This window comes from Bradyrhizobium guangdongense, from assembly GCF_004114975.1.
GTDB lineage: Bacteria > Pseudomonadota > Alphaproteobacteria > Rhizobiales > Xanthobacteraceae > Bradyrhizobium > Bradyrhizobium guangdongense.
The window spans coordinates 6,694,300-6,715,562 of sequence record NZ_CP030051.1; the positions used below are offsets into that span (position 1 = coordinate 6,694,300).

Consider the following 21,263-nt stretch of genomic DNA (forward strand, 5'->3'; position numbering starts at 1 on the left):
GAAGAACGACATGAGCGACCGACCGACAGTCCTGGTCACCGGGGGCGCGGGCTATATCGGCTCGCACGCCTGCCGCGCCCTGACCGCTGCCGGCTATCGGCCCGTCGTTTACGACAATCTATCGACAGGTCATCGCAACTTCGTCGCCGGTGAGCTGATCACGGGCGATCTGCTCGACGGCGCAGCGCTGGCGCGCGCCTTTGCCGACCACAGGATCGCGGCGGTGATGCATTTCGCCGCCGCGAGCCTCGTCGGCGAATCCATGACCGACCCGCAGAAATATTACTTCAACAATGTCCAGGGGACGTTGTCGCTGCTGCAAGCGATGCGCAACGCCGGCTGTCAACGCATCGTGTTCTCTTCGACGGGCGCCGTCTATGGCAACGCCGATTCCAGGAAATTGCCGGAAGATTTTCCCTGCGCGCCGATCAACCCCTACGGGGCTTCGAAGTGGATCATCGAGCGCATGCTCGCCGACTACCGCACCGCTTACGGCTTCGGTGCGTTCTGCCTGCGCTATTTCAATGCCAGCGGCGCCGATCCGGCCGGCGGCATCGGCGAATTGCGCGACAATGAGACCCATCTCATTCCGCGCGCCATGATGGCGTTGCAGGGTCACGCCGATTTCGCCGTGTTCGGCGACGATTACGACACCCCCGACGGCACCGCGATCCGTGACTACATCCACGTCACCGACCTCGCCGCTGCACATGTCGCGGCGTTGAAGCTGCTCGAAGCAGGACATGCCGGCGGCAGCTTCAATCTCGGGACCGGTTCAGGCTTCTCGGTGCGCGAGATTCTCGACGCCATCAGGCAGGAGACCGGGCGCGAGGTGCCGCACACGGTCAAGCCGCGCCGCGCCGGCGATCCCACCTATCTGGTCGCCGACGTCTCTGCGGCACGAAAGGTTCTCAACTTCGAGCCGCGTTATTCCGACCTGCCGACCGTCATCCGGACCGCCTGGGCCTGGCACCAGAAAGCGCATCCGCTCAAGGTCCGTTAGGACGCGATCAACTCCTGCGCGCCAGCCCCTCAGACGGCCGCGCGTTTCAGCCGTAGCGCGACGGCCTCCACCAGCGCCGGGTCCGTTTCCGGCTGGAGCGGCGGCGCGACGGGCACGATCATCGGCCGCAGCAGCTCGGCCATCTCCTTCGCCGGCAGCGGCTTGGCGATCAGGAAGCCCTGCATCTCGTCACAGCCATGGGTGCGCAGGAACGCCTCCTGCTCGGCGTTCTCGACACCCTCGGCGACCACGGTCATGCCGAGCGCCTTGCCCATGCTGATGATCGCCTGCGCGATCGCCTGATCCTCAGAATCCTGCGGCAGGTCGCGCACGAAAGAGCGGTCGATCTTGATGGTGTCGATCGGGAAATGCTTCATGAGCGACATCGACGAATAGCCGGTGCCGAAATCGTCGATGGCAAGCCGGATGCCGCGGCTCTGGATGGCGTCGAGCACCTTCAGCGCGCGACCGACGTTGCGCATCATCATGCTCTCGGTCACTTCGAGCTGGAGCAGGACCGGTGACATGCCGGAAGCTGCCAAGGCCTCGTCCACGTCCTGAAGCAGATGCTCGTCGGCAAACTGCCGCGGTGACAGGTTGACCGCCATCGACAGCGGCAGAAGGCCACGGCGCTGCCAGGCCATGGCTTGCGCGCAGGCCTCCTTCAACACCCAGCGGCCGATCGGCACGATCAGGCCGGTCTCCTCCGCCAGCGGAATGAATTGCGCCGGCGAGACGCTGCCGAGATCGGGATGGTTCCAGCGGAGCAGCGCCTCCACGCCGGTGATCTGGCCGCTCTCCATGTCGACCTTGGGCTGGTAGTTCAACGAGAACTGCTCGCGCTCGAGCGCCCGCCGCAGCGCGCTTTCGAGCGACAGCCGCTCGATCGACTGGGTCTTCACTTCCTTGGAGAAGAAGCGATAGCCGTTCTTGCCGTCTTCCTTGGCGAGATACATCGCCATGTCGGCGTTCTTGGTCAGGGTCTGCGCATCGGCGCCGTTGGCCGGATACATCGCGATGCCGATCGAGGCGGTGGTGTGGCATTCGTGGCCGGCAAGCTCCATGGGCTGGGCGAGCGCCGCGAGCAACTCGGAGGCGATGCGCTGAACGTCGTCGATCTCGCCGCACTGGTCGAGGATCACGACGAACTCGTCGCCGCCGAGCCGCGCCACCACGTCGCTGGCACGCAGAGCGTTGCGCAGGCGAGCGGCGACCTCGAGCAGCAGCAGATCGCCCGCTTCGTGGCCCAGCGAATCGTTGATGACCTTGAAGCGATCGAGGTCGATGAACAGCACCGCAAAGCGGTGGTCGTCGCGCTGCGCCACAGCGATCGCCTCGCGCAGCAGGCTGTTGAAGGTCTCGCGATTCGGCAGGTTGGTCAGGCTGTCGTGGGACGCGAGATACTCGATCCGCTCGTCGGCTTTGTTCTTCTCCTCGGCGCGATCGAAATTCTCCATGGCGAAGGCGACGTTGTCGGAAAGGCGCTGCAACAGCTCGACGAATTCACTGGTGAAGATGTCCTTTTCCGTCGACATGTAGATCATGACGCCAACAGGTTGATCGTGCACAATCAGCGGGAATGCCGCACCGGCTCGGGCGCGGTCGCCGCGAACGATGGCGTGGAAGGCACTGACGCGCGGGTCGTTGAGATAGTCATTGCTGATGCAGGGTTGCCGGGTCCGGAACGCAGTACCGGCCATCCCGCGGCCCTCGGGGCGCTCGGGATCGACCGAGAGGCGGACCGTGCGAGTTGTGTTGGACGACGGTCCGGCGGTCGCGACGATCTCGATCTGATCGCTGTCGGCCCTCGCCAGCGCAATCGTGGTCGAGGTGAACTTGGCGCCGTTCGAGGCGGCGAGGCAGACGAGGCCGAACAGCTCGGCGCGCGATTTTGCCCGCATGATCGCTTCATTGGTCGCGCTCAGCGCGGCGAACATGCGGGTCAGCCGCTCCTTCTGCGCCTCGGTGCGGGCCTTTTCGTCGGCGCGATCGAAATTGTCGAGCGCGAAGGACACATTCTCGGCGAGACGCCCGAGCAGTTCGACCAGATCGGGCGTGAACGTGTTCTGTTCGGGCGCAAGAAAAAGCAGGATGCCGATCGGCTGCCGACCAGCTCTCAGGAGCGGAAAGCTGGCGGCCGCCCGCGTCCCGTCCTCGATCGCCTTTGCCCGCCAGTAGGCGGAGCGCGGCTCGCTCAGATAGTCGTTCATGACGCAGGGACTGCAGGTCCGGAGCGAGGTGCCGATGATGCCCTGGCCTTCGGGATGCTCGGCGGAAATGACACAGGTCCGCCCGACCATCTGGCCTTGCATGCGTCCCTTGGCCGCGACGACGCGAAGGAGCTCACTATCCTTGTCGATAAGGCCGATGGTCGCCGAAGCGAACACGTCGCCGAGGACGGCGGCGCGGCACGCTGCCTCGAACAGCTCTTCGCGCGTCTTGGCGCGCATGATGGCTTCATTGGTCGCGCTGAGCGCTTCGAACATTCCACTGAGGCGATTGCGCTGCCTGTCGGCCTGCGCCTTTTCTTCGGCGCGGTCGAAGTTTTCCAGCGCGAAAGCGACATTGGCCTGGAGCTTGCGCAGCAGCTCGACCAGCTCAGGCGTGAAAGTGCCGCACTCCGGAGAGTTGAACAGGAACACGCCCTCGAGGCGATCGCCGTTGAACAGCGGCAGCGCCGCGGAGGACGCAATGCGGTTACGACGCGCGCTGGCGTGCCAGGGCGCGATGCGGTCGTCGGCCAGCACGTCGTTGCTGACGGCCGGCAGGCGCGTGCGGAATGCGGTACCGGTCAGGCCACGGCCTTCCGGCACCCGGTCGGAGGTGGAGAACGTGAAGTTGCGCACCTGGTCCGCGTTGGGCCCGTAGCAGGAAACGACCCGCAGGCGCTCGGCCGGAGGGTCGGCCAGCGCGATGGTGGCCGAGGTGAACTTGGCGCCCTGCGCCGTGGCCTCGCAGACGAGGTCGAACAGCTCGGTCCGCGAGCGCGCGCGCAGGATCGCCTCGTTGGTGGCGCTGAGCGCCGCATACATGCGGGCCAGGCGCTCCTCTTCCGCCGCGATCCTCGCCTTCTCGGCCTCGCGGTCGAAATTCTCGATGGCAAACGAGACGTTCTCCGCCATCCGCAGCAGCAGCGAGACGATCTCCTCGTCCTTGGCCCATGACTTGCTGATGAAGAACAGGATGACGCCGACACTCTCGCCATGCTTGATCAAGGGAGCCGCCACGCAAGCAGCGACCCCCGTATTGATGTTGGCCTGCTCCCAGGGCGTTCCCTTGGTGCGGCTGACGAGATCGTCCTCGACGAAAGGCTTTTGGGTGCGGAAGGTTTGCCCGGAAATCCCTTGACCGTAGGGGTTATCCGGGTCGACGGAATATCTGGTCTGGGTGACGAGATGAAGGTTCTGGCCGGTGCCGGCAACCGGCTTGAGCCAATGGGAGTCCCGCTCCTTGAGCAGAACGAAGGTTGCCAACGACTTGCCGCCGTTGACCGCCGCGTCGCAGACGAGCTGATAAAGCTCCTGCTCGGTCTTGGCGCGGAGGATGGCTTCATTGGTGGCGCTGATGGCGCCGAACATGCGGTTCAGCCGCCGCGTTGTCCGCTCGCTGGTCTGCCGCGCGGTCTCGCGTGCGAAATTGTCCAGGGCATAGGAAATATTCGCCGACATGCGCTCGAACAGCGACACCATCTGCTCGTTCAGCGAATTGGGCTCGCTGCGGGTCACATACAGCACGCCGACGCTGCGTCCATCGCACAGCAGCGGAAGCGCCGCCGCCGCGCCGATATGGGCCGTGGTCGCGCCAGCGCGCCAAGCCAGCGAGCGCGGATCGTTCAGATAATCGTTGCTGATGCACAGCTTCTGATCGCGAAAGGCCTCGCCACCGACGCCGGAGCCTTCGGGTGTGCCGGCCTCCGTCGTGATCAGGAGTGAACGCAGGCGCGGAACGTCGTCGCCGCAGCCGGCCGCGAACTGCAGGCGATTGCCATCCGGTTCGACCAGAAACACGGCAACAGCCAGGAAATCCCCGCTCGAAAACCCGGCGTCGCAGACCTTCTGGTACAGCTCATCCGGCGATTTCGCGTAGAGGATCGCCTCATTAATGGCGCTCAACGCCGCAAAGGTGCGCGCGAGTGTCGTCGACACGATCTCAGCTCCCGGGCATTTCTGCCTTTCTTTCCCGGGTGACTTTATCGGCGGCGATCACCTAAGTGGTCGTTATTGCGCAGCGTAAACCATCGATCAAAGTGAACGAGCCGCGAATATGGGTCGCCAAACTGTCGAAAATACCGCTGCGCGGAAGGCTTTTTCGGCCAAAGCGCGCTGTCTTTACGAATTTGCAGCCCTGTATTGGTTTACGGGAGATTGATATCGCAGCTCCGCTTTGAGACGATGGCTTCCAACAAAGCAGCCCGTCAAGGGCACGAAAGCCGAGGGAACGCCATGCCCGTCGTCAAGGCCGACCGCCTCACGCGCATCGGTGCTGCGCTGCTCCGCGCCGCCGGCGCTTCCGAGGAAGAGGCCGACGCCGTGGCCATCGGCTGTGTGAACGCCAATCTCGCCGGTCATGACTCCCACGGCGTGATCGCGATTCCGACTTACATCGACCGCATCAAGGCCGGACACATCGTCCCCGGCGCCGCCTGGACGATCGTCCAGGAATCGCCGACCACGACCGTGATCGACGGTCATTGGGGTTTCGGCTTCCACGTCAACGCCAAGGCGATGGCGCTGACGATCGAAAAGGCGAAGACGGCGAATGTCGCGGCCTGCACCGTGTTCCGGCAAAGCCATGTCGGCCGCCTTGCCGCCTATCCGCTGATGGCGATGCGCGAGGGCATGATCGGGATCGCGACCGCGGATTCCGGCCGCTCACCGAAGCACGTCGCGCCGTTCGGCGGCAAGGAGGCCCGGCTCGGCACCAATCCGATCTCGATCGCGGTGCCATCCGATCTCGAAGCGCCGTTCTATCTGGACATGGCGACGTCGGCGGTCGCCGCCGGCAAGATTCAGCTCGCGGTCGCCCGCGGCGAGGAGATCCCGACCGGTTGGATCATCGATGCCGACGGACGGCACACCACCGATCCCACGCAATACCGCAAGGGCGGCGCGCTGCTGCCGCTCGGCGGCACCGAGGGCTACAAGGGCAGCGGGCTGGCCGCGATGGTCGAGGTGCTGTGCGGCCTGCTCACCGGCCTCGGCTTCGGCGTCGAGCCGACGGGACGGCATAATGACGGCTGCTTCATGGCGGTGTTCAACGTCGCCGCATTCCGGCCGCTGCAGGAGTTCAAGCGCGAGGTCGCGGAGTTCGCGCGCTACCTGAAATCGACGCCGCCGTCCGAGGGCAGCAAGGGTGTCTATTATCCCGGCGAGATCGAGGGCCTGCGCGAGCAGCAGCGGCTGCGCGACGGCATCGAGGTCGAGGATGCGACCTGGGAGAAGCTTCGCGCGCTGGCGCGCGAGTACCGGCTCGACACCGTCCTCGATCTGTCCTGACGAAAATCCGGAGAGCAGCATGAATCGGCAGATGGTCCTGGTCGGCTTTCTTCAGGCGCAAAACTGTACGAACCTGCCGAGCTCCTGGCGGCATCCGGACTCGCGTTCCGATTCGATGTCGGCGGATTACTATCAGGAGATCGCGCGGATCCTCGAAGCCGGCAAGTTCCACATGGCGTTCTTCGACGATCGTCTCGCCATGCCGGACCGCTACGGCAACGACCACGCCCACACCGTCGAATATGGCATCCGCTGCGTGAAAATGGACCCGCTGATCGTGCTGACGACGATGGGCATGGTCACCGAGAGGCTCGGGCTGGGCGCGACCTGCTCGACTACCTATTTCGAGCCGTTCGACGTCGCGCGCCGCTTCGCCACGCTCGATCTGATGTCGGGCGGGCGCGCCGGCTGGAACGTCGTGACCTCACTCAACGACGGCGAAGCGCTCAACATGGGCCGCGACTCCCATCCCGAGCACGATTCCCGCTACGACAAGGCCGACGAGTTCATGGAGGTGGTGCTCGGCCATTGGGATACCTGGGAAGACGGCGCGCTCATCATGGACAAAGAGAGCGGCCGCTTTGCCGATCCCACCAAGGTCAAGCGGCTCGATCACAAGGGGCCGGCCTTCAAGTCGCGCGGGCCGTTCACGGTGCCACGTTCGCAGCAGGGCCATCCCGTCATCATTCAGGCCGGCGCATCGGGCCGCGGCCAGCGCTTTGCCGGCCGGTGGGGCGAGGTGATCTTCACCGCCGCGCGCAATCTCAGTGCTGCCAAGGACGGCTACGCGGCCGTGCGCAACGAGGCCGCGAAGGCCGGGCGCGATCCCGACGAGATGTTCCTCTGCAATCTGACGACGCCCGTCTGTGCCGCGACCAAAGCGGAGGCAGAGGACAAGATGGCGCTGATCAACAAGCTGCCGCTCGAGATCGACGCGCTGTCACTGCTTGCCGAAGCGCTCAATTACGACTTTGCCTCCAAGGATCTCGACGAACCGCTGACGACGGACGAGTTGAAGAGCATGCAGGGCATCCTGGGCATCCGCGACGGCGTGCTGAAGAATTCCGGCAAGAGCAATCCGAGCGCGCGCGACTTCGTCACCTTCTCCGGTCGCGGTCAGGTGCATGACGCCATGGTCGGCGGCCCCAAGGAGATCGCGGACAAGCTGGAGGAAACGTTCGTCGAGCGCGGCTGCGACGGTTTTGTCATCGCCGCGACCTACGTGCCCGGCTCTTACGCCGATTTCGTGCGGCATGTCGTGCCGGAATTGCAGCGGCGCGGCCTGTTTCAGAAGGACTACCGGGGTAAGACGCTGCGGGAGAATCTCGGCTTGAGGCGGCCCGCCGCCGGCGCCTGGAAAGTGCAACCGCGCGATGCCGCGGAATAACCACGAGGATACACGATGCGCTGGCTGAAATTCACCGCCTCCGGCAAGACCTCATGGGGCCTCGTCGAAGGCAACCAGGTCGTCGCAGTCGACGGCGATCCCTTTGGCGAGTGGCACCGCACCTCGCGGATGTTTCCGCTCAGCGACATCAAGATCGAGCTGCCGCTGATCCCACGCACGTTCTACTGCGTCGGCCTGAATTATCTAAAGCACCTCAAGGAAGCCGCCGACAAGCGCGGCGAGGTGCCGGCCGTCCCTGAGAGGCCCGAGATCGGTTATCGCGCCCAGAATGCGCTGATCGCGCATGACGAGGACGTCGTGATCCCGTCCTTCGCGACGGAGAAGATCCACTATGAAGGCGAGCTCGTCGTCGTCATCGGCAAGAAGGTGAAGCACCTCACCGAAGCGAACGCGATGGATTGCGTGCTCGGCTACACCATCGGCAACGACGTCAGCGAGCGCTCCTGGCAGAAGGCCGATCGCAGCCTGTGGCGCTCGAAGAACGCCGACACATTCAAGCCGATGGGCCCGTGGATCGAGACCGAGGCCGATCTCGACAAGATGCAGACGATCGTCCGCGTCAACGGCGAGGAGACCAACCGCTTCCAAACCAACGACATGATCTTCGGCGTGGTGCCGTTCCTGGTCGAGCTGACAAAGTACTTTACGTTATGGCCGGGCGACGTGATCTGGATGGGCACCGATGGCGCCTCGCCTGACATCAAGCACGGCGACGTCGTGGAGATCGAGATCACCGGAATCGGGACGCTGCGGAACAGGTTCGTGCGGGAAGGGCGTTAGCTCAGCTCGCCGCCCGGGAATGATCCTTCACATGATCGATGAAGGCGCGCAGCTTCGGCATGATCTGCCGATGGCCCGGATAATACAGAAACACCCCCGGCGTCATTGGCGCGAACTTCTCCAGCACGGTCACGAGTTTTCCGGTTCCGAGGGCGTCGGTGGCCAGCGGCCCCGGCACTTGCGCAAGACCGACGCCTTCGACGGCGGCCCCTAACATTGTCGGAAAATCGTGGGCGATGAAGGGTCCCGAAACGGCAATCTCGATCGAACGACCACTGTCATTGAGCGACCACGGTGCGAGCGCACCGTTTGATCGTCGCAGTCTCAGACATGCATGCCCGCGCAGATCGTCCGGCCGCCGGGGCCGGCCACGGCGGTCAAGGTAGTCCGGGCTGCCGACGATGACGAGCGGCAACGGCTTGGTGAGGCGCACCGCGACCATGTCGGGAGAGATGAACTGTCCCATCCTAATGCCGGCATCGAAACCTCCAGCGGCAAGGTCGACCAGCTCTTCGCTGGCCGCAAGCTCCACCTCGATCTCCGGATAGGTCTGACAGAACGAGGCGACCAGCGGCTCGAGCAAAATCGGAATGACCGAACGCGGCACGGTCAGGCGCAGCAGCCCGGCCGGCCGCTGACCAAGCTCACGCGCAGCTCCGCTTGCCGCGACGAGCTCCTCAAAGGCCGGCCTCGCCCGCGCAAAAAACCGCTCGCCGGCCTCGGTCAAACCGACGCTACGGGTCGTGCGAATGAAAAGCGCCGCTCCGACGCGCGCTTCCAGCGCGCGGACCGCCTGACTGATCGCCGAGGGTGTGACGCCGAGCTCTGTAGCCGCCCGCCGGAAGCTGCGGTGCTGGGCGACGATGAGGAAAGCCTCGACACCGTCGAGCGCGCCCTGCCTGACTGTGAAGTTCTGCTTCATAGCCCGTCAACATTATCGCGAATAGTTGCCCACGGAAAGACGCCCTAAATCCGGATGACACATCAGCCGCACCGGAGATGCGAAACCGATGAAGGCAATCCGCAACGCCGTCCTGACACTCGCCCTCACACTGACAGGTGTTACCGCCATGACCGAACCAACCGCCGCCCAAGCACAAGCGCCATCACCCGTGACCACCGGGGTCATGGTCATCCTGACCGCCAAAGCAGGGATCACACGCGAGCAGATCATGGCGGTCATGCCCGATGAAATCAGACAAACCGTCCAGCTCTATCTCACCGGCAAGGTTCGTGAATGGTATTCGCGTTCCGATGGGCGAGGCGCCGTCTTCCTGCTGGATGCCAGGGATGCTGCCGAAGCGCATGCGATCATGGATGCCCTGCCGCTCGCCCGGCAGGATCTCATTGACCACGATTACATCGCGGTCGGCCCGCTCATGCCGCTTCGCCTGCTGATGGCAAAACCCTGACCGGCCGCAGGCCTCCCCCATCCAACCAACCATGACCAGGACATCCGAACGTGCCACCAGGATTCAGCCTTCCGTTCGTCCTCAGTGTCGCAGGCGCCTTGCTGACCAGTGCAGTGGTCGCCTCCGTCTACGTGTGGCCGCTTGTCCGTGCAATGCCGCGCCACGATGCCCTGAGGCTTCTCGCAGCCTTCCATGCGTTTCGTTTCCTGGGCATGAACTTCATGGTCGCCGGATTCGTCTCCCCGGAGTTGAACCCGGGCTTCGCCAGCGAAGTCGGATGGGGAGATCTCATCGCCGCCACGCTCGCGCTCATCTCGATGGCGGTGCTCTCCTGGCGGCGGTCCATCGCCATTCCGATGGTCTGGATCTTCAACATCTGGGGCACGTTCGATCTTCTCAATGCGTATTACGTCGGCGCGACGAAGATTCGGAATCCCGGGCTGTTCGGCGCCGGCATTTATATCCCGGCGCTTTACGTGCCTCTGCTGCTGGTTGGGCACGCCCTCATCTTCATGCTTCTGCTGAAGCCCGCATCGGAAACCCGGAAATCCTGACTGCACTAGGCGGACCAGAGCTGTCAACGCATCCTCAAAACGGCAGCGCTACGCCCGTCTTGATCTCCTTCAGCACCACATTGCTGCGGACATACCGGATGCCGGGGATGCGAAACATGAATTCGTCGAGGAAGCGGTTATAGGCAGCCATGTCCTCCACGACGACGCGCAGGTGATAATCCGCATCCCCCGTGGTCGCAAAACACTCCAGCACCTCGCGGCGCGTGGTCACGCGCGAGACGAACTCGTCGACAAATTTGGCATCGTGCCGCTCCAGGGAGACATGGAGGATGGCCGACATTGCAAACCCCGCCTGTTCGCGCGCGACCAATGCCGCATAACCCCGGATGACGCCTGCCTCCTCGAGCGCGCGCACACGGCGCCAGCAGGCCGAGGTGGACATGCCGACCTCATCGGCAAGCTGCTGGTTGGTGGCGCGGCCGTCCTTCTGAAGGTGCGCGAGAATCCGCGTATCCTGGTCTTCGATCATCGACAGCCTCCAAATCGGTCAAATCTACCATATTTGATATACTAGAGCAAAATCCTGCCGGCTTTCGCATCCTGCACGGGATAAGTAGGTAAGACCTACCAGCCCTCCGGGCCTATCCTTCGCCTATCGGCAGGATGCCGCGCGAGGTCCGCATGGACGCCATTCCGTCACTCGACGCTTACGAACTCTCCGACCGCTATGACCGTGAAGAGGGCCGCGTCTTCCTCACGGGCACGCAGGCAATCGTCCGCATCGCGCTCGACCAGGCGAAGCGCGATCGCGCGCTCGGGCTCAACACCGCCGGCTTCATCTCCGGCTATCGCGGCTCGCCGCTCGGCGGCATCGACCTCGAGCTCTGGCGTATCCAGGAGCGATTGAAGCGAGACCGCATCGAATTCCTGCCCGCCGTGAACGAGGACCTCGCGGCAACCGCAGTGCTCGGCTCGCAACAGGTCGAGACGCAAGGAGACCGCGAGGTCGATGGCGTGTTCGGGTTGTGGTACGGCAAGGGCCCCGGCGTCGACCGCTCCGGCGATGCGCTCAAGCACGGCAACGCCTATGGCTCATCGCCGCATGGCGGCGTGCTGGTGGTCGCCGGCGACGACCATGGCTGCGTATCCTCGTCGATGCCGCACCAATCCGACGTCGCCTTCATGAGCTGGTTCATGCCGACGCTGCATCCCGCCAGCGTCGACGAATATCTCGCATTCGGCGAGTATGGCTACGCACTCAGCCGCTTCTCCGGCATGTGGGTCGGCTTCAAGGCCATCTCGGAGATCGTCGAGTCAGGCGCATCCGTCACGCTGCGTCCACCACGCCTCTTCCGCGCGCCCGATTTCACGCCGCCACCAGGCGGACTGCACTATCGCTGGCCCGATCTGCCGGGACCGCAGATCGAGGAGCGGCTGGAGGCGAAGAAGCATGCGGTCTACGCCTTCGCCAAAGCCAATCCGATTGATCGGCATATCTACGACATCCCCAGCGCCACGTACGGCATCGTGACCACGGGTAAAGCGCATCTCGACCTGATGGAAGCGCTGCGGCTCATGGGTCTCGATGAGACCGCCTGTCGCCGCATCGGCATCGACATCTACAAGGTCGGCATGGTTTGGCCGCTGGCGCTGCACGACGCCATGGACTTCGTGAAGGGCAAGCGCGAGATCCTCGTGGTCGAGGAAAAACGCGGCATCATCGAGAGCCAGTTCAAGGAATATTTTTACGACTACCCCGGCGCCAAGCCCGAGCGCATGGTCGGCAAGCACGACGAGCAAGGGACACGGCTGATCTCCTGGATCGGCGAATTATCGCCGCGCATGCTCGCAGGTGTTCTGGCCCGCCGGCTCGATCCGATGTTCCCCGGACTCAATCTCGCCGCGCGCGCGGCCGTTCTGTTGCCGGAAGCCGAGCGCACCATCAACGTCGCGGGCGCGACGCGGACGCCGTATTTCTGCTCGGGGTGCCCGCACAACACCTCGACGAAAGTGCCGGAGGGATCGAAGGCCTTGGCCGGCATCGGCTGCCACTTCATGGCGAGCTGGATGGACCGAGAGACCTCGTCGTTGATCCAGATGGGCGGCGAAGGCGTGAACTGGGCCGCGTCGTCGCGATTTACCGGCCACAAGCACGTATTCCAGAATCTCGGCGAAGGCACTTACTACCATTCCGGCTCGATGGCGATCCGGCAGGCGATCGCCGCCAAAGCCAACATCACCTACAAGATCCTGTTCAACGACGCCGTCGCCATGACCGGCGGCCAACCGGTCGACGGTCCCGTCAGCGTGCACGCCATCGCCCACAGCGTCCGTGCCGAGGGCGTGGCCCGCATCGCGCTGGTGTCGGACGAGCCCGGGCAGTTCCAGCCGGCGGATCTGCCTGGTGGCGTCACCATCCATCCGCGCGAGGAGATGGATGCCGTGCAGCGCGAGCTGCGAGAGGTCCCCGGCGTCTCGGTGCTGATCTATCAGCAGACCTGTGCCACCGAAAAACGGCGCCGGCGCAAGCACGGACAGATGGCCGATCCCAAGCGCTTCGCCTATATCAACGACCTGGTCTGTGAAGGCTGCGGCGACTGCTCGGTCGAGTCCAATTGCCTCAGCGTCGAGCCCAGGGAGACGCCGTTCGGTCGCAAGCGCCAGATCAACCTGTCTGCCTGCAACAAGGATTTTTCCTGCCTCAACGGCTTCTGTCCGAGCTTTGTCACCATCGAAGGCGCCACCCGCCGGAAGAAAAGGGCGAGCCAGATTGACGCGATCGGCCATGCGGCCACGCTGCCGCTGCCCGCTTCCGTGCCGCTCGACCGTCCCTTCGATTTGCTCGTGACCGGGGTCGGCGGCACCGGCGTGATCACCGTCGGCGCGCTGGTCGGCATGGCCGCGCATCTCGAACGACGCGGGGTCTCGGTGCTGGACTTCACCGGCTTCGCGCAGAAGTTCGGTCCGGTGCTGAGCTATATTCGCCTGGCAGCGAGCCCTGAGGCGTTGCACCAGGTCCGCGTCGACCAGGGCGCGGCTGACGCGGTGATCGGCTGCGACCTTGTCGTCAGCTCCTCGCCGAAGGCCTCAGGCACTTATCGCCACGGCACGCGCGCCGCTGTTAACACCGCGGAAATGCCGACCGGTGACGTCGTGCGTTTCCGCGACGCCGACCTCGCCTCCCCCGCCCGCCTGCGCGCGATCGGCCGCGTGATTGGCAGTGACAATCTTGATACGATCGACGCCAATACGCTCGCCGAGCGACTGCTCGGCGATGCCGTCTATGCCAACATCATCATGCTGGGTTTCGCCTGGCAGCGTGGACTGGTTCCGGTCTCGCTTTCGGCGTTGCTGCGCGCCATCGAGCTCAACGGCGTCGCCGTCGAGCGCAACAAGCAGGCCTTTGCCTGGGGCCGGATCGCCGCTTCCGCTCCTGACTTCCTGCCAAAGACGGAAGACGCGCCAAAAGCCGAGACGCTCGACCAGCTCATCATCCGACGTGCGGATTTCCTCACCGGCTATCAGGACGAAGCCTATGCCGCACGCTATCGGGCAGTTGTGGCAAAAGTCCGCCATGCCGAATCCGCCGTCGGCAGCGAGGCGCTGACGGAGGCCGTGGCCCGTAGCCTGTTCAAGCTGATGGCCTACAAGGACGAATATGAAGTGGCGCGTCTTCACATGCAGAGCGGCTTCCTCGACGAGTTGAAGCGGGAATTCGAGGATGGCTTCCGCGTCCGATATCACCTCGCTCCGCCGTTGCTGCCGTCGCAGCGCGATGCGCGCGGTCGTCCGCGCAAGCGCGCCTTCGGCCCGTGGATCCAGCTGCCGCTGGCCCTGCTTGCGCGTTTGAAGCGGCTGCGCGGAACCTGGTTCGATCCGTTCGGTTACACGGCGGAACGACGCGCGGAGCGCGAGCTCATCGCCTGGTATGAAGGCTTGATCGAAATCATGCTCGACCGGCTCGATGCGCCGAATCTGGCCGGACTCGTTGCGATCGCCAAGGCTCCAATGGAGATCCGCGGGTATGGGCCGGTGAAGGACGCCGCGATCGCGAAGGTGAAGCCGGAGGTCGAGCGGCTGCTCGCTACTCTCGTCCCATCTTCGCCGGCGGAGATGCGTGCCACCGGTTGACCCTACGGCACTGCCGACGCCGCGTTTACGCTCTCGTAGGGCAAAGCGAAAGCGTGCCGACCACCTCTATCAATTGGAAAAGATCGTGGCACGGCGCGTTGCGCCTTTGCCCACCTTACGACACCGATGTCTTGGCTTCATGAATACGGATTGATCAGCTTCTGCTGTTCGGCACTGTGCTGCGCGAGCAGGTCGATGAAGGTTCTGACTTTCGCCGACAGATGGTGCCGGTGCGGATAGACCGCGTTCATCGACAGCTCGACGGTGCGGTATTCCGGCAGCAGACGCACCAGCCGACCCGTTTCGAGATCGTCGTGGATGAGAAAGCCTGCCATCAGGCACACGGCCGCGCCCTCCAGCGCCACCTTCCGCAACGCTTCCCCGCTGTTGGTGACGAAGCTGCCTGAGATGCGCACCGACGCCGGCGTGCCCTTGCGATCGAGAAAGCGCCACTCGTCGCCGAACGGATAGTTGAGATGGCGGCCGCAATTGTGCTCGGCAAGCTCTTCCAGCTTCTGCACGCGCCCGTGCTGGTCGAGATAATCATGCGAGCAGCACAGCACGTGACGCCAGGTGGCGAGGCTGCGGACGATCAGGCTCGAATCCGGCGGCGGGATCATGCGCAGCGCCACATCGTAGCCTTCCTCGATGAGGTCGACATCGGCTTCGCCCATGCGCAGATCGACCTTGAGCTCGGAATAGCTGGACAGGAGCTTTGCCACCACGGGCGCGACGAACGGCACCATATGCGTGGCAACATGGACGCGCAGCGTCCCGCGCGGGACCGACTGCAATTCGCTGGCGATGTCGTCGGCCTGTTCGAGATCTGAGAGGATCTGCGTGGCACGATCGTAGTAGGATTGACCGATCTCGGTGAGACTCACCTTGCGCGTGGTGCGGTTCAGCAGCCGCACCCCCAGCCGATCCTCCAGCGCCTGAACATGGTTGCTCACCATGGTCGTCGACATTTTGAGCCGGCGGGCGGCGGCCGAGAATCCTCCGTTTTCGACCACCCGGACGAAGGCGGTGAGACTGGTGAAGCGGTCCATGGCTCCGGGCTCCGATTATCCGCTTTGGCTGGATAATGCTTCCGGCAATTTAGGGATTATCGCAAGGGCGGGGATAACGCATTTTACCGTCGTAAACAGCGCCTGCTTCAGGCCAGGGCTGTCGGAATGTTGCGAGGATACCATGTCGGATGCTGCTTATGCCGTTGAAACCAATGATAAAATCAGCCTTCGCCCGTCCCGCCGGGCGATCCGGCGGGCGGCCATCGGACTGGCGCTGGCGCTCGGCATCGCGGTCACCGGCGATTACGGCTACGACTACCTGAAGACGGGTCGCTATCTCGAATCGACCGACGACGCCTATGTGAAGGCCGACTCCACCATCATCGCGCCGAAGGTCTCCGGCACCATCGCCAAGGTGCTGGTCGGCGACAACGAGAAGGTCAGGGCCGGCCAGGTGCTGGCCAGGATTGACGACCGCGATTTCAGGGCAGCGTTGGACCAGGCCCGCGCGGACGTTGCCGCGGCCGAAGCTTCGGTCCGCAACCTCGATGCCCAGCTCGAACTGCAGCAGCCGGTGATCGAGCAGAGCACGGCCGATGTTGCCGCTGCGGACGCCAATCTGAAATTCGCGCAGGAAGAGCGCGCCCGCTACGACGACCTCATGAAGTCCGGCTCCGGCACGATCCAGCGCGCACAGCAGACTGATGCGGCGCTCCGCGCCAGCAACGCGCAATTGCAGCACGCCAAGTCGGGACTCGTGGCCGCCCAGCGCAAGGTCGACGTGCTGACCACCCAGCGTGCGCAGGCCGCGGCGCAGCTCGACCGCGCCCGCGCCGTCGCGGACCAAGCCGAGCTGAACCTGTCCTATACCGAGATCACCGCGCCCGTCGGCGGCACGGTCGGCGCCCGCAGCTTGCGCGTCGGCCAGTACGTGCAGGCCGGCACGCAATTGATGGCAGTTGTTCCGCTCGACGCTGTTTATGTGGTCGCAAATTTCAAGGAGACCCAGCTCACGCATGTGCGGCCCGGCCAGCCGGTCGAGCTGCACGTCGACAGCTTCCGGAACCAGACCTTGCACGGCCATGTCGACAGCCTTTCGCCGGCCAGCGGACTCGAATTCGCGCTGCTGCCGCCCGACAATGCGACCGGCAACTTCACCAAGATCGTGCAGCGCGTGCCGGTGAAGATCGTGCTCGACGATCACAGCCTGACCGGCCTGCTGCGGCCCGGCATGTCGGCGGTGCCGACGGTCGACACCAAGGCAACCGTGTTGGCCGAGCGCGCGACGACCAAGCGCGTCGCCGACAATGCGCCCCGCGCTGACGGCAGCTGACACAGGAAACCTCCGGCCGGATCATCAAATCCTGCCGGATGATCCTTCCCGGATTTCCGCTGTTATCGAAACCATCCGCCCAACGCATCCTGTCTCGGCATCAGAGACGAGGCTTCCATGAGCACGCTTCAACCAGCCCTTACCGCCGCTTCCGTCGCCAGCATTCCCGCCCCGACCGCAGCGCCGGCGATTCCCGCCGTCTCCGCCAAAACTTGGATCGCCGTGATCGGTGCCACGCTCGGTGCGTTCATGGCGGTGCTGAACATTCAGATCGTCAACGCCTCGCTGGCGGACATCCAGGGCGCGATCGGCGCCGGCATCGATGACGGCGGCTGGATCTCGACGTCCTATCTGATCGCCGAGATCGTGGTGATCCCGCTGTCGGGCTGGCTCGCACAGGTGTTCTCGATCCGGATCTACCTCCTCACCAACGCGATCCTGTTCCTGGGCCTGTCCGCGGCCTGCGCGCTGGCGCAGGACCTCCCGCAGATGATCGTGCTGCGCGCCGTGCAGGGCTTCACCGGCGGCGTGCTGATCCCGATGGCGTTCACGCTGATCATCACGCTGCTTCCACGCGGAAAGCAGCCGGTGGGCCTTGCGCTGTTCGCGCTGTCGGCGACGTTCGCCCCGGCGATCGGGCCGACCATCGGCGGCTATCTGACCGAGAATCTCGGCTGGCAGTACATTTTCTACGTCAACCTCGTGCCCGGCGCGATCATGGTCGGCATGCTCTGGTATGCGCTCGAGCCCAGGCCGATGAAGCTGGCGCTGCTCCGCGACGGCGACTGGGCCGGCATCATCACCATGGCGATCGGCCTCTCTGCCCTGCAGACCGTGCTGGAGGAAGGCAACAAGGACGACTGGTTCGGCTCGCCCTTCATCGTCAAGCTCAGCGTGATCGCGGCCGTGGCGCTGACTGTTTTCCTGATCATCGAGCTCACGGTGAAGAAGCCACTGCTGAACCTGCGCCTGCTAATCCGCCGCAATTTCGGCTTCGGCATGCTCGCCAACTTCCTGCTCGGCATCGCGCTGTACGGTTCGGTGTTCATCCTGCCGCAATATCTGTCGCGCATCCAGGGCTACAATGCCGAGCAGATCGGCACGGTGCTGGCCTGGACCGGATTGCCGCAGCTCGTGCTGATTCCGCTGGTGCCGCGCTTGATGCAGAAATTCGACGCGCGGATCATCATCGGCACCGGTTTCGTGCTGTTCGCGGGCTCGAACTTCATGAACATCTTCATGACCAACGACTATGCCGCCGACCAGCTATTGTGGCCGAACGTCGTCCGCGCCGTCGGACAGGCGCTGGTGCTGGCACCGTTGTCGGCGGTCGCAACCTCCGGGATCGAACCTGAGAACGCCGGCTCGGCCTCCGGCCTATTCAACATGATGCGCAATCTCGGCGGCGCCGTCGGCATCGCGCTGCTGCAGACCGTCCTGACCAAGCGCGAGCAGTATCACTCCAACGTGCTGATGCAGTCGGTCTCGGTGTTCGAGCAGGCCACCCGCATGCGGCTGGAACAGCTCACGCAATATTTCGTCAATCACGGCGTGCTCGACCGTGCGGATGCCGCGCATCGTGCCTATGTCGCGATCGGCCGTACCGTGCAGAAGCAAGCCTATATCCTCGCCTTCGGCGACACGTTCTATCTGCTCGGCATGGCGCTGGTCGTCGCCCTGATCGCCGTGTTCTTCCTGAAGAAACCCGGCCGGACATCGGCCGGCGGAGCCCACTGACCAAACTTGAAGCAAGGAGAACGAGCATGAAGCCCCGCATGAATTTCTACCAGGCCGCTCCCGAAACGATGAAGGCCCTGATGGCACTGGAAGAGCAGATCCAGTCGACGGGATTGGAGAAATCGTTGATCGAGCTCGTCAAGATCCGGGCTTCGCAGATCAACGGCTGCGCCTTCTGCATCAACATGCACACTGAGGACGCCCGCAAACGCGGCGAGACCGAGCAGCGCATCTACCTGCTCAACGCCTGGCGCGAATCCCCGCTCTACACGGAGCGCGAGCGTGCCGCGCTGGCCTGGACGGAAGCGGTGACGCTGATCGCAGAGACGCATGCGCCCGACGATGTCTATGAAGAGATCCGCGGGCAGTTCTCCGATGCAGAGACGGTGAACCTGACCATGCTGATCGGCGCCATCAATGCCTGGAACAGGCTTGCGATCGCATTCCGCGCGGTGCATCCGGTGAAGGTGAAGGCGTCGGTGGCGTGAGCCACGGCGCGTCATCCGAAGGAGGTCTCGTAGGGTGGGCAAAGCGAAAGCGTGCCCACGTCCTCTGCGAATTCACGGGAAGATGGTGGCACGGCGCAAGTGCGCCTTTGCCCACCCTACAGCAACTGCCGCAGCGAAGCGCGCGGCATTAAACCGCCGTCGCTTTCGCGAACTCCACATAGATCTCGCGCAGCCGCGTCGCCACCGGGCCGGGCTTGCCATCGCCGATGGCCTTGCCGTCGATCGCGACCACCGGCTGCACGAACGAAGAAGCCGACGTGATGAAAGCTTCCTTTGCCGCCAGCGCCTCGGCCACCGTGAAGGAACGCTCCTCGACACGGAGCTGACGCTCTTCGGCAAGGGCGACGACCGCCTTGCGGGTGCAGCCCGGCAGGATCGCGTTGGAGTTCTTGCGGGTGACGATGACGTCGTCCTTGGTGAGGATGAAGGCCGATGATGAGCCGCCTTCGGTGACGTAGCCGTCTTCCAGCATCCAGGCCTCGCCGGCGCCGGCTTCGGCCGCAGCTTGCTTCGCCAGCACCTGCGCCAGCAGCGCCACGCTCTTGATGTCGCGGCGTTCCCAGCGGATGTCGGGCACCGTGATGACGTTGATGCCGGTCTTGGCCGCTGCCGCGTTGATGATGTCCTTCTCGGAAGTGAACATCACCAGGCTCGGCTTGACGTCGGCCTTGGGGAATGGAAAGTCGCGGCCCTTGTCGGCGCCGCGCGTGACCTGGAGGTAGACGAGGCCGTTCGCGAGCTTGTTGCGCGCGATCAGCTCTTTCTGGAGCTCGGTGATGCGCTCGACCGTCTCGGGCAGCTTGAGCTTGATCTCGCCGACCGAACGCTCCAGCCGCGCCAGATGCGAGGCGTTGTCGACCAGCTTGCCGTCGAGCACGGCCGAGACCTCGTAGATGCCGTCGGCGAACAGAAAGCCGCGGTCGAGCACCGAGATCTTGGCGTCCGAGAGCGGAACGAATGAGCCGTTGACGTAGGCGATCGAGTCCAAGGCAGGTCTCCTGAGGAGGAATGGGATTTGGCGTGCTTATACGCGAAATGGTGGCGCCGAGCACCCCTATTCGTCGTTCCGGGCGTCGCGAAGCGACGAGCTACGATGCGCACTTGCGCATCCGAGGATCCATTTCTCGCCGAGTACCGCCGCCCAATGGATTCCGGGCCAGGCCCTTGGGGCCATCCCGGAATGACAGAGCAGGTTAATGCGACAGAATCTTCGACAAGAACTTTTGCGCGCGGTCGCTGCGCGGCTTGCCGAAGAAATCGTCCTTCGGTGCGTCCTCGACGATCTCACCGCGATCCATGAAGATCACGCGGTTGGCGACCTTACGGGCAAAGCCCATTTCGTGGGTGACGACCATCATGGTCATGCCTTCGCGGGCGAGGTCGACCATGACGTCGAGCACTTCGCTGACCATCTCCGGATCGAGCGCCGAGGTCGGCTCGTCGAACAGCATCACGATCGGATCCATCGCGAGCGCGCGCGCGATGGCGACGCGCTGCTGCTGACCGCCGGAGAGCTGCGCGGGGAATTTCTGCGCCTGCTCCTTCAAGCCCACGCGCTCCAGCAGCTGCATGCCTTTCGTCACCGCCTTGTCGTGCGAGCGGCCGAGCACCTTCTCCTGCGAGAGACAGAGATTGTCGATGATCTTCAGATGCGGGAACAGCTCGAAATGCTGGAACACCATGCCGACGCGCGAACGCAGTTTCGGCAGATTGGTCTTGGGATCGTTGACCTTGGTGCCGTCGACCGAGATGTCGCCGCTCTGGAACGGCTCCAGCGCGTTGACGCATTTGATCAGGGTCGACTTGCCCGAGCCCGAAGGGCCGCAGACCACGACGACCTCACCCTTGGTGACGCTGGTGGTGCAATCCGTCAGGACCTGAAAGCTCGGGGTGTACCATTTGTTGACGTGGCTGATTTCGATCATGACCG

At 64.1% G+C, this 21,263-nt stretch carries 16 protein-coding genes; 10 read left to right on the forward strand and 6 right to left on the reverse strand.

Annotated elements, in window-relative coordinates:
- The first annotated feature begins 10 nt into the window (after positions 1 to 10).
- Complete coding sequence (galE, locus tag X265_RS32055) at positions 11 to 1,003, forward strand: UDP-glucose 4-epimerase GalE (RefSeq protein ID WP_128968448.1); 993 nt, start codon at positions 11 to 13, stop codon at positions 1,001 to 1,003.
- 29 nt (positions 1,004 to 1,032) lie between these two features.
- Here galE and X265_RS32060 read toward each other — a convergent pair whose 3' ends face one another.
- On the reverse strand, positions 1,033 to 5,148 hold the full coding sequence (locus tag X265_RS32060) for a bifunctional diguanylate cyclase/phosphodiesterase (protein ID WP_128968449.1): 4,116 nt from the start codon (positions 5,146 to 5,148) through the stop codon (positions 1,033 to 1,035).
- 297 nt (positions 5,149 to 5,445) lie between these two features.
- Here X265_RS32060 and X265_RS32065 point away from each other — a divergent pair, with 297 nt between their 5' ends.
- From X265_RS32065 to X265_RS32075, 3 genes are read left to right on the forward strand one after another with little or no spacing between them, the layout of a single operon-like run.
- The gene (locus X265_RS32065) at positions 5,446 to 6,498 is read left to right on the forward strand and encodes an Ldh family oxidoreductase (RefSeq protein ID WP_128968450.1); all 1,053 of its coding nucleotides are present in this window, start codon (positions 5,446 to 5,448) and stop codon (positions 6,496 to 6,498) included.
- Between the two features lie 19 nt (positions 6,499 to 6,517).
- On the forward strand, positions 6,518 to 7,885 hold the full coding sequence (locus tag X265_RS32070; protein ID WP_128968451.1) for an LLM class flavin-dependent oxidoreductase: 1,368 nt from the start codon (positions 6,518 to 6,520) through the stop codon (positions 7,883 to 7,885).
- 15 nt (positions 7,886 to 7,900) lie between these two features.
- Positions 7,901 to 8,686, forward strand: coding sequence for a fumarylacetoacetate hydrolase family protein (locus tag X265_RS32075; RefSeq protein WP_128968452.1), 786 nt, complete (start codon positions 7,901 to 7,903; stop codon positions 8,684 to 8,686).
- A gap of 1 nt (position 8,687) precedes the next feature.
- Here X265_RS32075 and X265_RS32080 read toward each other — a convergent pair whose 3' ends face one another.
- Complete coding sequence (locus X265_RS32080; protein WP_128968453.1) at positions 8,688 to 9,608, reverse strand: LysR substrate-binding domain-containing protein; 921 nt, start codon at positions 9,606 to 9,608, stop codon at positions 8,688 to 8,690.
- Between the two features lie 88 nt (positions 9,609 to 9,696).
- Between X265_RS32080 and X265_RS32085 the strand changes: the two genes are divergently transcribed.
- On the forward strand, positions 9,697 to 10,098 hold the full coding sequence (locus X265_RS32085) for a hypothetical protein (protein ID WP_128968454.1): 402 nt from the start codon (positions 9,697 to 9,699) through the stop codon (positions 10,096 to 10,098).
- 98 nt (positions 10,099 to 10,196) lie between these two features.
- On the forward strand, positions 10,197 to 10,652 hold the full coding sequence (locus tag X265_RS32090) for a hypothetical protein (RefSeq protein ID WP_244659343.1): 456 nt from the start codon (positions 10,197 to 10,199) through the stop codon (positions 10,650 to 10,652).
- 34 nt (positions 10,653 to 10,686) lie between these two features.
- Here X265_RS32090 and X265_RS32095 read toward each other — a convergent pair whose 3' ends face one another.
- On the reverse strand, positions 10,687 to 11,142 hold the full coding sequence (locus X265_RS32095; protein ID WP_128968456.1) for an Lrp/AsnC family transcriptional regulator: 456 nt from the start codon (positions 11,140 to 11,142) through the stop codon (positions 10,687 to 10,689).
- Between the two features lie 152 nt (positions 11,143 to 11,294).
- On the opposite strand from X265_RS32095, the gene X265_RS32100 reads away from it, so the two are divergent.
- The gene (locus X265_RS32100) at positions 11,295 to 14,744 is read left to right on the forward strand and encodes an indolepyruvate ferredoxin oxidoreductase family protein (RefSeq protein WP_128968457.1); all 3,450 of its coding nucleotides are present in this window, start codon (positions 11,295 to 11,297) and stop codon (positions 14,742 to 14,744) included.
- Positions 14,745 to 14,881: 137 nt separating this feature from the next.
- On the opposite strand, the gene X265_RS32105 is transcribed toward X265_RS32100, so the two are convergent.
- Positions 14,882 to 15,793, reverse strand: a complete 912-nt coding sequence (locus tag X265_RS32105) for a LysR family transcriptional regulator (protein ID WP_128968458.1) — start codon at positions 15,791 to 15,793, stop codon at positions 14,882 to 14,884.
- Positions 15,794 to 15,935: 142 nt separating this feature from the next.
- On the opposite strand from X265_RS32105, the gene X265_RS32110 reads away from it, so the two are divergent.
- The 3 genes from X265_RS32110 (at position 15,936) to X265_RS32120 (ending at position 19,312) form a co-directional block, all read left to right on the forward strand.
- Positions 15,936 to 17,087, forward strand: coding sequence for an HlyD family secretion protein (locus X265_RS32110; RefSeq protein WP_128968459.1), 1,152 nt, complete (start codon positions 15,936 to 15,938; stop codon positions 17,085 to 17,087).
- Between the two features lie 117 nt (positions 17,088 to 17,204).
- On the forward strand, positions 17,205 to 18,824 hold the full coding sequence (locus X265_RS32115; RefSeq protein WP_128968460.1) for an MDR family MFS transporter: 1,620 nt from the start codon (positions 17,205 to 17,207) through the stop codon (positions 18,822 to 18,824).
- A gap of 26 nt (positions 18,825 to 18,850) precedes the next feature.
- Positions 18,851 to 19,312, forward strand: coding sequence for a carboxymuconolactone decarboxylase family protein (locus X265_RS32120; protein WP_128968461.1), 462 nt, complete (start codon positions 18,851 to 18,853; stop codon positions 19,310 to 19,312).
- Positions 19,313 to 19,460: 148 nt separating this feature from the next.
- Here the strand turns inward: X265_RS32120 and X265_RS32125 are convergent, their stop codons facing one another.
- Both X265_RS32125 and X265_RS32130 read right to left on the reverse strand, forming a co-directional pair.
- On the reverse strand, positions 19,461 to 20,321 hold the full coding sequence (locus X265_RS32125; protein ID WP_128968462.1) for a D-amino-acid transaminase: 861 nt from the start codon (positions 20,319 to 20,321) through the stop codon (positions 19,461 to 19,463).
- A gap of 205 nt (positions 20,322 to 20,526) precedes the next feature.
- On the reverse strand, positions 20,527 to 21,258 hold the full coding sequence (locus tag X265_RS32130) for an amino acid ABC transporter ATP-binding protein (RefSeq protein WP_128968463.1): 732 nt from the start codon (positions 21,256 to 21,258) through the stop codon (positions 20,527 to 20,529).
- Positions 21,259 to 21,263: the final 5 nt, after the last annotated feature.